At 57.1% G+C, this 12911-nt stretch carries 12 protein-coding genes; 5 read left to right on the top strand and 7 right to left on the bottom strand.

Going from position 1 to position 12911, the window contains the following annotated elements; genetic code table 11:
- Positions 1-1317 carry a cytosine deaminase gene (locus tag M8318_RS07430; protein WP_262661761.1) on the bottom strand — a complete coding sequence of 439 codons (1317 nt, stop codon included), beginning with the start codon at positions 1315-1317 and terminating at the stop codon, positions 1-3.
- Between the two features lie 240 nt (positions 1318-1557).
- Between M8318_RS07430 and nirB the strand changes: the two genes are divergently transcribed.
- The 5 genes from nirB (at position 1558) to M8318_RS07405 (ending at position 7015) form a co-directional block, all read left to right on the top strand.
- Entirely contained in the window at positions 1558-4101 is a 2544-nt protein-coding gene (gene nirB / locus M8318_RS07425; RefSeq protein ID WP_262661759.1) for a nitrite reductase large subunit NirB, read from the top strand.
- The gene (nirD, locus tag M8318_RS07420) at positions 4098-4424 is read left to right on the top strand and encodes a nitrite reductase small subunit NirD (RefSeq protein ID WP_032614780.1); all 327 of its coding nucleotides are present in this window, start codon (positions 4098-4100) and stop codon (positions 4422-4424) included. The genes nirB and nirD overlap by 4 nt, the downstream gene beginning before the upstream one ends.
- An 88-nt stretch (positions 4425-4512) precedes the next feature.
- Positions 4513-5322: a nitrite transporter NirC gene (gene nirC / locus M8318_RS07415; protein ID WP_262661757.1), complete on the top strand. Its 810-nt coding sequence runs from the start codon at positions 4513-4515 to the stop codon at positions 5320-5322.
- Between the two features lie 14 nt (positions 5323-5336).
- A complete protein-coding gene (cysG, locus tag M8318_RS07410) occupies positions 5337-6710 on the top strand; it encodes a siroheme synthase CysG (protein ID WP_262661755.1) in 1374 nt (457 codons plus the stop codon).
- A 134-nt stretch (positions 6711-6844) separates the two neighbouring features.
- Positions 6845-7015, top strand: a complete 171-nt coding sequence (locus M8318_RS07405; protein WP_032614785.1) for a YhfL family protein — start codon at positions 6845-6847, stop codon at positions 7013-7015.
- 84 nt (positions 7016-7099) lie between these two features.
- Here the strand turns inward: M8318_RS07405 and trpS are convergent, their stop codons facing one another.
- The 6 genes from trpS to aroB form a co-directional block, all read right to left on the bottom strand.
- Positions 7100-8104, bottom strand: coding sequence for a tryptophan--tRNA ligase (gene trpS / locus M8318_RS07400; protein WP_262661754.1), 1005 nt, complete (start codon positions 8102-8104; stop codon positions 7100-7102).
- On the bottom strand, positions 8097-8858 hold the full coding sequence (gph, locus tag M8318_RS07395) for a phosphoglycolate phosphatase (protein WP_262661752.1): 762 nt from the start codon (positions 8856-8858) through the stop codon (positions 8097-8099). Before gph ends, trpS begins: the two co-directional genes overlap by 8 nt.
- Positions 8851-9528 carry a ribulose-phosphate 3-epimerase gene (gene rpe, locus M8318_RS07390; protein ID WP_144884152.1) on the bottom strand — a complete coding sequence of 226 codons (678 nt, stop codon included), beginning with the start codon at positions 9526-9528 and terminating at the stop codon, positions 8851-8853. Before rpe ends, gph begins: the two co-directional genes overlap by 8 nt.
- A 41-nt stretch (positions 9529-9569) precedes the next feature.
- On the bottom strand, positions 9570-10382 hold the full coding sequence (gene dam, locus M8318_RS07385) for an adenine-specific DNA-methyltransferase (RefSeq protein WP_262661750.1): 813 nt from the start codon (positions 10380-10382) through the stop codon (positions 9570-9572).
- Positions 10383-10449: 67 nt separating this feature from the next.
- Positions 10450-11709, bottom strand: coding sequence for a cell division protein DamX (damX, locus tag M8318_RS07380; protein WP_262661749.1), 1260 nt, complete (start codon positions 11707-11709; stop codon positions 10450-10452).
- A gap of 92 nt (positions 11710-11801) precedes the next feature.
- A complete protein-coding gene (gene aroB / locus M8318_RS07375) occupies positions 11802-12890 on the bottom strand; it encodes a 3-dehydroquinate synthase (RefSeq protein ID WP_166184387.1) in 1089 nt (362 codons plus the stop codon).
- Positions 12891-12911 lie beyond the last annotated feature (21 nt).

The raw sequence follows: 12911 nt of genomic DNA, 5'->3' as shown, positions 1-12911 counted from the left end.
TCACGCCCCTTTGCTTCCTGCAGAGGGGCTGTTTCTGGTAAAGCTCACCTCTTCTCCCCCGTTATCCATCTGGATCCAGGTCTGCGCCAGCTGCGTGGTGGCGATCACCCTCCCCTGACGTATCGACCAGCGTACCGGCACCTGGCACCGCACCGCGTCAAAGCCCGTCTCCGCAGGCAGGATCACCAGGTTAGCCGGGTTGCCCGGTTCGATACCGTAATCGGCCAGACCAAAGGTGCGCGCGCTGTTATGGGTGATCAGATCAAGACCGCTGTCGATCTGCTGATAGCCCATCATCTGGCAGACGTGCAGCCCCATATGCAGGACCTGCAGCATATTGCCGGTGCCCAGCGGATACCAGGGGTCAAACACGTCGTCATGGCCGAAGCAGACGTTAATCCCCGCCTCCAGCAGCTCCTTCACGCGGGTGATGCCCCGGCGTTTTGGGTAGTCGTCAAACCGCCCCTGCAGATGAATATTCACCAGCGGATTGGCGACAAAGTTAATCCCGGAGAGCTTCAGCAGGCGGAACAGCCGGGAGGTATAGGCCCCGTTATAAGAGTGCATCGCAGTGGTATGGCTGGCGGTGACGCGCGGGCCGATCCGAGCCTCATACGCCAGCGTCGCCACCGTTTCGATAAACCGCGACTGCTCGTCGTCGATTTCATCGCAGTGAATATCCAGCGGCCGGTCGTACTTCTTCGCCAGTTCAAAGGCGATATGCAGGGACTGCACGCCGTACTCGCGGGTGAACTCAAAGTGCGGGATGGCACCCACCACGTCAGCCCCCAGCCGTAACGCCTCCTCCAGCAGGGCGGCGCCGTTGGGATAAGAGAGGATCCCCTCCTGCGGGAAGGCGACGATTTGCAGCTCCACCCACGGGGCGACCTCCTGCTTCACCTCCAGCATCGCCTTCAGGGCGGTAAGCGTGGGGTCGGAGACATCCACATGGGTACGCACAAACTGGATGCCGTTGGCGATCTGCCACTTCAGGGTCTTCCACGCCCGGGCTTTGACATCCTCATGGCTGAGCAGTGCCTTGCGCTCTGCCCAGCGTTCGATGCCTTCAAACAGCGTGCCGGACTGGTTCCAGTTCGGCTCCCCGGCGGTCTGGGTGGTATCGAGATGAATATGCGGTTCGATAAACGGCGGAAGGGCCAGCCCACCGCGCGCGTTTAAGACTTCATGGCTCTCGTTCTGCCCTTCGCCCGTCGGGGTGATTTCGCCAAAACGACCGTTCTCAATAGCCAGTTGCCATAACCCGTCCCGACCCGGTAACCGGACGTTCTGGATAAGCCAAAGCGGTGCTGTAGACATCGTATTCTCCCGAAAAAGAGGGCTAAAATTTAGGAGTAGCGGATCAATAAGATTAGCCCCCTAATTTGTACACAAAATCGGCTATCACGAAAAGCCTGCGATTTCCGTTACTTAGAAAAAACCTGACAAATCAGCAATCTACTCACTAAGGAGTAGTCTAAGACGTATTTGATTTGCATCAATAAGTGCCGTTGCTGAATCGTTAAGGTAGGCAGTAATAGAAAAGAAATCGAGGCAAAAATGAGCAAAGTCAGACTCGCGATTATCGGTAACGGCATGGTCGGTCACCGCTTTATTGAGGATCTTCTTGATAAAGCCGATGCCGCCCAGTTCGACATTACCGTGTTCTGTGAAGAACCCCGTAAAGCGTACGACCGCGTACACCTCTCCTCCTACTTCTCTCACCACACCGCCGAAGAGCTCTCTCTGGTGCGTGAAGGTTTTTACGAGAAACATGGCGTGAAGGTGCTGGTGGGCGAACGCGCTATCACCATCAACCGTCAGGAAAAAGTGATTCATTCCAGTGCGGGACGCACGGTTTTTTACGACAAACTGATCATGGCGACTGGCTCTTACCCGTGGATCCCACCGATCAAAGGGTCAGAAACTCAGGATTGCTTCGTCTATCGTACCATTGAAGATCTCAACGCCATCGAATCCTGCGCCCGTCGAAGCCGTCGCGGCGCGGTGGTCGGCGGCGGCCTGCTCGGCCTCGAAGCCGCTGGCGCGCTGAAAAACTTAGGCGTTGAAACCCACGTCATCGAATTTGCCCCGATGCTGATGGCAGAGCAGCTCGACCACATGGGTGGCGATCAGCTCAAACGCAAAATTGAGAGCATGGGTGTGAAAGTTCACACCAGCAAAAACACCAAAGAGATTGTTCAGGAAGGCACCGAGGCGCGTAAAACCATGCGCTTTGCCGACGGCAGCGAGCTGGAAGTGGACTTCATCGTCTTCTCCACCGGTATTCGCCCGCGCGACAAGCTGGCCACCCAGTGCGGCCTGGCCGTTGCCCAGCGCGGCGGTATCATGATCAACGATACCTGCCAGACCTCCGATCCGGATATCTATGCCATCGGCGAGTGCGCCAGCTGGAACAATCACGTCTACGGTCTGGTTGCCCCTGGCTACAAAATGGCGCAGGTTACCGCTGACCATATCCTCGGTAATGACAACGCCTTCGCTGGCGCAGACATGAGCGCCAAGCTGAAACTGTTGGGCGTAGACGTGGGCGGTATTGGTGATGCACATGGCCGTACACCAAACTCCCGCAGCTACGTCTACCTCGACGAAAGCAAAGAGGTTTATAAGCGTCTCATCGTCAGCCCGGACAACAAAACCCTGCTCGGGGCGGTGCTGGTGGGTGATACCACCGACTTCGGCAACCTGCTGCAACTGGTGCTGAACGCCATCGAACTGCCGGAGAACCCGGACGCACTGATCCTGCCAGCCCATGCGGCCAGCGGTAAGCCGTCGATTGGTGTCGATAAACTGCCGGACAGCGCGCAGATTTGCTCCTGCTTCGATGTCACCAAAGGTATGCTGATCTCCGCTATCAACAAGGGCTGCCATACCGTGGCGGCGCTGAAAGCCGAAACCAAAGCCGGGACCGGCTGCGGCGGCTGTATCCCGCTGGTCACCCAGGTGCTCAACGCCGAACTGGCGAAACAGGGTATCGAAGTGAACAACAACCTGTGCGAGCACTTTGCTTACTCTCGCCAGGAGCTGTACCACCTGATCCGCGTGGAAGGCATTAAATCCTTCGACGAACTGCTGCAGAAACACGGCCAGGGCTACGGGTGTGAAGTCTGTAAACCGACCGTCGGTTCCCTGCTGGCCTCCTGCTGGAATGAGTACGTGCTCAAGCCGCAGCACACTCCGCTGCAGGACACCAACGACAACTTCCTGGCTAACATCCAGAAAGACGGTACCTACTCGGTGATCCCACGCTCTGCCGGCGGTGAAATCACCCCGGAAGGTCTGGTGGCGGTGGGCCGCATCGCCCGCGAATTTAACCTCTACACCAAAATCACCGGTTCCCAGCGTATCGGCCTGTTCGGTGCGCAGAAAGACGACCTGCCGGAAATCTGGCGTCAGCTGATTGAAGCGGGCTTCGAAACCGGTCATGCCTATGCCAAAGCGCTGCGTATGGCGAAAACCTGCGTGGGCAGCACCTGGTGCCGCTACGGCGTGGGCGACAGCGTCGGCTTCGGCGTCGAGCTGGAAAACCGCTACAAAGGTATCCGTACCCCGCACAAAATGAAGTTCGGCGTCTCCGGCTGTACCCGTGAATGTGCCGAAGCGCAGGGTAAAGACGTGGGCATCATCGCCACGGAGAAAGGCTGGAACCTGTACGTCTGCGGTAACGGCGGGATGAAACCGCGTCATGCGGATCTGCTGGCGGCGGATATCGACCGTGAAACGCTGATCAAGTACCTCGACCGCTTCATGATGTTCTACATCCGTACCGCGGACAAACTGACCCGTACCGCGCCGTGGCTGGATAACCTCGAAGGCGGCATCGACTACCTGAAGTCGGTCATCATCGACGACAAACTCGGCCTGAACGCAACGCTGGAAGAAGAGATGGCGCGCCTGCGTGATGCCGTGATTTGCGAATGGACTGAAACCGTCAACACCCCGGCGGCGCAGGTTCGCTTCAAACACTTTATCAACAGCACCCAGCGCGACCCGAGCGTGCAGGTGGTGCCTGAGCGCGAGCAGCATCGCCCGGCGACACCTTATGAACGCATTCCGGTCATGCTGGTGGAGGAAAACGTATGAGCCAGTGGGTCAACATCTGCAAAATCGACGAGATCCTGCCTGCCACCGGCGTGTGCGCGCTGTTAGGCCATGAGCAGGTCGCTATTTTCCGTCCACGCCACGACGAACAGGTCTTTGCCATCAGCAATATCGACCCGTTCTTCGAGGCCAGCGTGCTCTCCCGCGGGATCATCGCTGAGCATCAGGGCGAGCTGTGGGTTGCCAGCCCGCTGAAAAAGCAGCGTTTCCGCCTGAGCGACGGTCACTGTATGGAAGATGAGAGCCGCTCCGTGAAGCACTATGACGTGCGCGTCAAAGACGGCAAGGTGCAGCTGCGAGGCTAACAAATATGGGAGGTGCAATGCCTCCCATTGTTTTATCAATATTGATTTAATTTATTTATTTTTTCTTTTTAATATTACGGGTAATCAAATGTTTACAGACACTATCAATAAGTGTGCGGCTAATGCTGCGCGTATTGCACGCCTCAGCAAAAACAGTCCTCTCGGCTTCTGGATCAGCTCCGCCATGGCGGGCGCCTATGTCGGCCTCGGGATCATTTTAATTTTCACCCTCGGTAATCTGGTCGATCCGTCCGTGCGTCCGCTGGTGATGGGCGCCACCTTTGGTATCGCCCTGACCCTGGTGATCATCGCCGGTTCTGAACTGTTTACCGGTCACACCATGTTCCTGACCCTGGGCGTCAAAGCGGGCACCATCACGCAGGGCCAGATGTGGGGCATCCTGCCGCAAACCTGGCTGGGTAATCTGGTGGGCTCGGTGTTTGTCGCCCTGCTCTACAGCTGGGGCGGCGGTAGCCTGCTGCCGGTGGATACCAGCCTCGTGCACACCGTCGCGCTGGCAAAAACCTCCGCACCGGCGATGGTGCTGTTCTTCAAGGGTGCGCTCTGTAACTGGCTGGTGTGTCTTGCTATCTGGATGGCAATCCGTACCGAAGGCGCCGCAAAATTTATCGCCATCTGGTGGTGTCTGCTGGCCTTTATCGCTTCCGGCTACGAGCACTCCGTCGCCAACATGACCCTGTTTGCCCTCTCCTGGTTCGGTCACCACAGCGAAGCCTATACGCTGTCAGGTATCGGTCATAACCTGTTGTGGGTAAAGCTTGGCAATACCCTTTCTGGGGTTGTATTTATGGGTTGGGGTTACTGGTATGCTACCCCTAAAGCGGAGCGTCCGACTCCAGCTACCATCGCAACCGTTCAGGCGAAAGCCAACCAGTAAGAAGAGGTAATGTCGTGGATCACCTGCCAATATTCTGTCAATTACGCAATCGCGACTGCCTGCTGGTAGGGGGTGGCGATGTGGCTGAACGTAAAGCCCGCCTGCTGTTAGAGGCAGGTGCCCGACTCACCGTCAATGCCCTCGACTTCGCCCCGCAATTCACCGTGTGGGCGCAGGAGGGGATGCTGACCCTCGTCGAGGGTGAGTTCCAGGAATCACTGCTCGATACCTGCTGGCTGACCATTGCCGCTACCGATAACGACGCGGTTAACCAGCGGGTCAGCGACGCCTGTGAAATACGGCGGATCTTCTGCAACATGGTGGATGCGCCGAAAGAGGCGAGCTTTATCATGCCGTCGATTATCGACCGCTCCCCGCTGATGGTCGCCGTCTCCTCCGGCGGGACCTCTCCCGTGCTGGCGCGCCTGCTGCGTGAAAAGCTGGAAGCGATCCTGCCGCAGCATCTGGGCCAGGTGGCTCACTACGCGGGGCAGCTGCGCTCCCGGGTGAAAAAGCAGTTCGCCACCGTGGGGGAACGCCGCCGCTTCTGGGAAAAATTCTTCGTGAACGATCGGCTGGCGCAGTCGCTGGCGAATCAGGATCGGAAAGCCGTGGAAGAAACCACCGAGCAGCTGATCAATGCCCCGCTCGATCACCGGGGCGAAGTGGTGCTGGTGGGTGCCGGTCCAGGCGATGCCGGCCTGTTGACCCTGAAAGGGCTGCAGCAGATCCAGCAGGCAGATATCGTGGTTTATGACCGTCTGGTCTCCGACGACATCATGAACCTGGTGCGCCGGGATGCGGATCGGGTGTTTGTCGGCAAACGTGCCGGGTATCACTGCGTCCCACAGGAAGAGATTAACCAGATCCTGCTGCGTGAAGCGCAAAAGGGCAAACGCGTGGTGCGCCTGAAAGGCGGGGATCCCTTTATCTTCGGGCGCGGCGGCGAGGAGCTGGAGACCCTGTGCGAGGCGGGCATTCCGTTCTCAGTGGTGCCGGGCATTACCGCCGCATCCGGCTGTTCTGCCTATTCAGGTATCCCGTTGACCCACCGTGATTACGCCCAGAGCGTGCGTCTGGTCACCGGCCACCTGAAAACCGGCAGCGAGCTGGACTGGCATAACCTGGCCGCAGAGAAACAGACCCTGGTGTTCTATATGGGCCTGAACCAGGCGGCGACCATTCAGGCCAAACTGCTGGAACATGGTATGGATTCAGAGATGCCGGTTGCGCTGGTGGAGAACGGCACCTCGATTAAACAGCGTGTGGTCAGCGGCGTGTTAACCCAGTTGGGCGAGCTGGCCCAGCAGGTCGAAAGCCCGGCACTGATCGTGGTGGGCCGCGTGGTGGCGCTGCGTGACCGGCTCAACTGGTTTTCAAATCACTAAGCCCGACTGAACATAATCCCCGCAAAATGAGTAGTCCTGTTATGGACTACTCCTCTCTTACCGCTGTCGATAACATACCTTCCGCGAAAGCACATTTTCTATATATTCCCTCATGTTACAGACAAGGAAGCGTTATGTTCAAACTGGCAAAGATTGCCCTGGTTGCAGGCATCTTAACTACCCTGACGGCGTGCACCGGCCACGTGCAGAACACCAAAAATAACTGCAGCTACGACTACCTGCTGCACCCGGCGATCTCGATTTCCAAGATCATCGGTGGCTGCGGCCCGGCGGCAAATCAGTAAGCCTTTTTCAGGCATAAAAAAACCGGGGATCCCCCGGTTTTTTTATTTCGCCGGGTAAGCGTAAGCGCCACCCGGCAAACACACTCAAGGCTTAGCCACAAACCCAATCGCTTCGTACACCGCTTTCAGCGTTTCGGAAGCACGTGCGCTGGCTTTCTCGGCGCCGTCTTTCATCACTTTCTGCAGGAAGGCTTCGTCATTGCGGAACTGATTGTAGCGCGCCTGCAGCTCGGTCAGCATGCCGGAGACCGCATCCGCCACTTCACCTTTTAGATGGCCGTACATTTTGCCTTCGAAGTGCTGCTCCAGCTCCGGAATGCTCTGGCCGGTCACGCCCGAAAGAATATCCAGCAGGTTAGAGACGCCCGCTTTGTTCTGCACGTCGTAACGCACGACAGGCGGCTCGTCAGAGTCGGTAACCGCACGCTTGAGCTTCTTCACCACCGCTTTCGGATCTTCCAGCAGGCCGATCACGTTGTTGCGGTTATCGTCCGACTTGGACATCTTTTTGGTCGGCTCCAGCAGGGACATCACGCGGGCACCGGACTTCGGAATGAACGGCTCTGGCACCTTGAAGACATCGCCGTAAATCGCGTTGAAACGCTGGGCAATATCGCGGCTCAGCTCCAGGTGCTGCTTCTGGTCTTCACCCACCGGGACCTGGTTGGTCTGATACAGCAGGATGTCTGCTGCCATCAGCACCGGATAGTCAAACAGACCGGCGTTGATGTTTTCAGAGTAGCGAGCGGATTTATCCTTGAACTGAGTCATACGGCTCAGTTCACCGAAATAGGTGTAGCAGTTCAGGGCCCAGCCCAGCTGTGCGTGCTCGGGAACGTGGGACTGAACGAAAATGGTGCTTTTCTCAGGATCGATACCGCAGGCCAGATAGAGCGCAAGGGTGTCGAGCGTCGCTTTACGCAGTTTTACCGGGTCCTGACGGGCGGTGATCGCATGCAAATCCACGATGCAGTAGATGCAGTGATAGTCATCCTGCATGCCCACCCACTGACGCAGCGCACCCATATAGTTGCCAATGGTCAGTTCACCTGAGGGCTGTGCGCCACTAAATACGATGGGCTTAGTCATTTTTCAATTCCTGATTTTCACTGTGCGAAAGCCCGAGGACGGGCAGTAAATCTTTGAAGTGGTCGAAGACGAAATCCGGCTCACTCAGCGTAATGGATTCACCGTAGTTATAGCCATAGGTCAGGCCAACGGACGGGCAACCTGCAGCCCTGGCCGCCAGAATATCATTGCGCGAATCCCCGACAAAGAGCAGCGCGTCCGGCGTTAAGGATAATTTTCCTGCCACCAGCAACAGCGGTTCGGGATGCGGCTTCTTATTCTGTACGTCATCGCCGCCGACAATTACCGAGAAGTACTTGGCGATATCCAGCGCTTCCAGCAAGGGTGCGACAAAGGCCGTCGGTTTGTTGGTCACCAGCGCCAGCGGCATGCCTTCCGCATGCAGCGCCCTCAGCGTACCGGCCACATCCGGGAACAGGAAGCTGCCCTCTTCCACCGTCTCTTCATAGAAACGGTTGAACAGCTTACGCAGCACGCGAAGTTGCTCTTCCTGCGGGATATCTGCGTGATCGACGCCAGGTTTGCCCTGCGCCGCTCGCTGAATGGCACGCTCCTGACGCGCCCAGGTCAGCGCGCGCTCCATCAGCACGTCTGCCCCGTTACCGATCCACGTGATCACACGATCTTCGCCCGCTACCGGCAGCTCCAGCGCATACAGCGCCTGATCTACCGCCGCGGTTAAGCCCGGCGCGCTGTCCACCAGCGTGCCGTCGAGGTCAAACGCCACGCCCCGAATTGCCTGCAAATTATTCATGACTTACCTTCGCCAGTTCACTGCGCATTTCATCAATAACTTTTTTGTAATCCGGCTGATCGAAGATCGCTGAACCGGCCACAAACATATCTGCGCCCGCCGCGGCGATGTCGCCGATGTTGCTCACCTTCACGCCGCCGTCCACTTCGAGACGGATATCAAAACCGGATTCGTCGATGCGACGACGCACTTCGCGCAGCTTATCCAGAGTGTGTGGAATGAAAGACTGGCCGCCGAAGCCCGGGTTCACGGACATCAGCAGGATCACGTCCAGCTTGTCCATCACGTAATCGAGATAGCTCAGCGGCGTGGCCGGGTTAAATACCAGACCCGCCTTACAGCCGTGCTCTTTGATCAGCTGCAGGGTGCGGTCAACGTGTTCGGAAGCTTCAGGATGGAAGGTGATGATGCTGGCACCTGCGGCGGCAAAATCCGGCACGATGCGGTCGACCGGCTTCACCATCAGATGCACGTCAATAGGGGCGGTCACGCCGTAGTTGCGCAGTGCCTTCAGCACCATCGGGCCGATGGTCAGGTTAGGCACGTAGTGGTTATCCATAACGTCGAAATGAACGACATCCGCACCGGCAGCCAGCGCTTTCGCGGTATCTTCGCCCAGCCGGGCAAAATCAGCCGAAAGAATTGAGGGTGCAATCAAATACTGTTTCATCCGCATCTCCTTGAACTTTGTTTAACGGCGGGCGAAACGGCTCAGGGAAGATAGAGAGCCAGCAGTTCGTCCACCTTTTTACGTGTACCGCCGTTGCTGCTGATGCTGCGCCGGACTTTGACCTGAAAATGCTCTGCGGTTTTGTACCATTCCCGCGTATCAGGCGTATCGTGATTCGAAATTAACACCGGAATTCTTTTGCTGACCAGCTTTTCCGCCATTTCCGCCAGACGCGCCTGCTCGGCAGGGCTGAAGCTGTTGGTGTGATAAGCGGTGAAGTTCGCCGTTGCCGACAGAGGGGCGTACGGCGGATCGCAGTAGACCACCGAGTCGGCGTCTGCTTTATCCATACACTCTTCATACGAGAGGCAATGGAACTCCGCATTCTGCGCTTTCTCAGCGAAGTGATACAACTCGGCCTGAGGGAAATAAGGACGCTTGTAGCGACCAAAGGGCACGTTGAATTGTCCACGCAGATTATACCGGCACAGGCCGTTGTAGCCATGGCGGTTGAGGTAGAGGAACAAAAGCGCCCGACGGAATTTATCCTCGCACTGATTAAACTCAGCGCGGAGCTGGTAGTAAACGTCCGGGTTGTTGTTCTCTGGGGTAAACAGCTTACGCGCCTCATCCACGTACTCGTCGGTACGCCGTTTTACGATGTTATAGAGGTCGATAAGGTCGCTGTTGATATCCGCAAGGATATAGCGGGAGTAGTCGGTATTGAGGAATACCGAGCCCGCGCCCACAAAGGGTTCGACAAGACACTCGCCCGCAGGCAGGCGTTGTTTAATATCATCGAGCAGGGGGTATTTCCCCCCTGCCCATTTCAGAAAAGCGCGATTTTTTTTCATGCTGACTAACTGATTACACCTTCTCCGGCTGTGGAGAAAGCTCCGACAGCATCCTGCGCTTCACAGATTACTTCAAATCGGACTGAACCTGACGGATCGGCTTCGCCCATGGGTTTTTCGCCTGAACATCGGCTGGCAGTGTGGCGACCGCGCGTTTTGCTTCATCTTTCGAAGCATACACGCCGCTTACCAGCACATACCACGGCTGACCGTTACGGGTGGTCTCATAGACGACAAAGTTCTTCAGGTTCGTCTTTTTCGCCCAGCTGTTCAGGTTGTCATAGTTGGAAGAACTGCTCAACTGCAGCGTGTAATTGCTGGAGGAGGCGGACTTCAGTGAACTCACATTCCCTGAGGATTTACCGGTGCTGGCAGTGGCCGCAGGTGCGGCTGCCGCTGGCGCCGTCGGAGCTGGCGTTGCGGTCGCTTTCGGTGCCGTTGCTGTCGCAGCAGGTGCTTTTGCCGGTGCGCTGGCTGCAGTTTCAGTGTGCTTCGGCTGGGCGACGACTTTTGGCGTTTCCGCTTTCGCCACTGGTTGCGGCTTCACTTCACGCTTCGGCTCAATCACCGTCTGCTTACGTTCCTGATGCTGGGCAGGCTTAGTCTGACGTGGCGCAGTTTCTGTCGTCGCGGTCTGCTGTTGCCCGGTCGCACCACGGATTGGCGCTACGGTGGCAGGCTCGGTCGGCAGCGTGGAGTTGACCACCACGTTGTTAACCTGCTGCTGATTCTGCTGTTGCGTCAGCGCATTGTTCAGATCGCCCTGCACTTCAACACGCTGCTGGCCTTCCGGTGTTGCCGGTGCCTGGCCCTGGGTTGGTGTGGACGCGACCGGCGGCAGAGAGATCTCCTGCTGAGTATTCTCGGCGGAGGTGGTCCCTGGCGCAGGCTGGGTGCCGTTGGCCTGATCGGCAGCATTACCGGACAGATCGACACTCTTCTCAGTAGAGGCGCGCTGATCGGCTGGATTGCTCGACGGGGCTTTAAGTGCAGAGCCGACGCCGATAATCAGCAGCAGCAGGACCAGCACCCCCAGCCCCATCATAATATACTGGCGGGAAGCAGGCTTCGCCGGAGCGGCTTTACGCTTACGCGGGCGGCGCTCTACGGGCGCTTCGTCCGTTGAATCCTCTTCAGACTCAAAATCTTCTTCACGCTCGTCGCGGGCAGCACGGCCACGCGAAGGACGAGGGTCATCGTTTTCTACATCGACCTCGTCAAAGTTAATTTGCGGCTCGTTATCGCGTTCTGAAGCCTGGCGAGTACGACCAGTACGACGATCGCTGGGATCGGGTTTCAGCTCGTCTTCTGGTTTGAATTCATCCATTTAACACCCCACTAAAAGGCTTATGCCTACGACTTTGCACATCACCTGAAGCAAAATGGCTACGTTTTACCGCAGCCGGACCTTTCTAATAGTTACGCCTGCTGACAATCAGCAATAGCGCCAAGAACCACATCGTGCGGCACACCGCCACGCACTTCACTCTTACCTATTGCAAGCGGAAGCACCAGACGCATCTCGCCTGCTAATACTTTTTTATCACGCATCATATGCGGCAGGTAGGCCTGCGCAGACATTTCACGCGGCCCCGTCACCGGTAACCCGGCACGCTCAAGCAACGTGATAATGCGTTGCGTATCCGCCTTGCTGAACTGACCCAGACGCTCCGAAGTGCGCGCGGCCATTACCATTCCCGCCGCCACGGCCTCGCCATGCAGCCAGTTACCGTAGCCCATTTCGGCTTCGATAGCATGACCGTAGGTGTGCCCCAGATTCAGTAAAGCACGTAAGCCTGTTTCGCGCTCGTCTGCGGCCACGACTTCTGCTTTCAGCTCACAGCAGCGGCGAATACAGTACGCCATCGCCTGACCATCCAGACGCAATAAGGCATCCATATTCTCTTCCAGCCAGCTAAAGAAGGCGCCGTCCAGAATAATGCCGTACTTGATCACTTCCGCCAGGCCCGAGGCCAGCTCACGCTGAGGCAGGGTTTGCAGACAGTCGAGATCCACCACCACCGAAGCGGGCTGGTAGAACGCGCCAATCATGTTTTTGCCAAGCGGATGGTTAACGGCTGTTTTGCCGCCAACAGAAGAGTCGACCTGCGACAGCAGCGTGGTAGGAATTTGAATAAAACGGACGCCACGCTGATAGCTTGCCGCAGCAAACCCCGTAAGATCGCCAACAACACCGCCGCCTAACGCCAGCAGTGTAGTATCGCGACCATGCGGTTTTTGCAGTAATGCGGTAAAGACGGTATCCAGTACCGTCAGGCTTTTATACTGCTCGCCATCGGGCAGAATCACACTGTCGACCTTCACGCCAGCCTGTTCAAGGCGCTGACGCACAGAGTCGAGATAAAGCGGAGCCAGCGTCTCGTTGGTGACCAGCATTGCCTGATCACCCGCTTTCAGTGGTAAGAAGGAAGCTGGGTCGTTAAACAAACCAGCCGCGATGGTGATAGGGTAACTCCGTTCACCGAGAGTGACTGTAATCCTCTCCATAGCGCGACATCCACCTTAAAT

Source organism: Leclercia tamurae (assembly GCF_025566055.1).
In the GTDB taxonomy this organism is placed as follows: domain Bacteria; phylum Pseudomonadota; class Gammaproteobacteria; order Enterobacterales; family Enterobacteriaceae; genus Enterobacter; species Enterobacter tamurae.
Note: the sequence above shows the minus strand (reverse complement) of the source record. Positions and strands in the feature narration are given on the sequence as shown.

Bases quoted from the DNA above. Each gene is read 5' to 3' on its own strand.
- M8318_RS07430 (WP_262661761.1), bottom strand. From the start codon at position 1,317: ATGTCTACAGCACCGCTTTGGCTTATCCAGAACGTCCGGTTACCGGGT.
- nirB (WP_262661759.1), top strand. From the start codon at position 1,558: ATGAGCAAAGTCAGACTCGCGATTATCGGTAACGGCATGGTCGGTCAC.
- nirD (WP_032614780.1), top strand. From the start codon at position 4,098: ATGAGCCAGTGGGTCAACATCTGCAAAATCGACGAGATCCTGCCTGCC.
- nirC (WP_262661757.1), top strand. From the start codon at position 4,513: ATGTTTACAGACACTATCAATAAGTGTGCGGCTAATGCTGCGCGTATT.
- M8318_RS07405 (WP_032614785.1), top strand. From the start codon at position 6,845: ATGTTCAAACTGGCAAAGATTGCCCTGGTTGCAGGCATCTTAACTACC.
- trpS (WP_262661754.1), bottom strand. From the start codon at position 8,104: ATGACTAAGCCCATCGTATTTAGTGGCGCACAGCCCTCAGGTGAACTG.
- gph (WP_262661752.1), bottom strand. From the start codon at position 8,858: ATGAATAATTTGCAGGCAATTCGGGGCGTGGCGTTTGACCTCGACGGC.
- rpe (WP_144884152.1), bottom strand. From the start codon at position 9,528: ATGAAACAGTATTTGATTGCACCCTCAATTCTTTCGGCTGATTTTGCC.
- dam (WP_262661750.1), bottom strand. From the start codon at position 10,382: ATGAAAAAAAATCGCGCTTTTCTGAAATGGGCAGGGGGGAAATACCCC.
- damX (WP_262661749.1), bottom strand. From the start codon at position 11,709: ATGGATGAATTCAAACCAGAAGACGAGCTGAAACCCGATCCCAGCGAT.
- aroB (WP_166184387.1), bottom strand. From the start codon at position 12,890: ATGGAGAGGATTACAGTCACTCTCGGTGAACGGAGTTACCCTATCACC.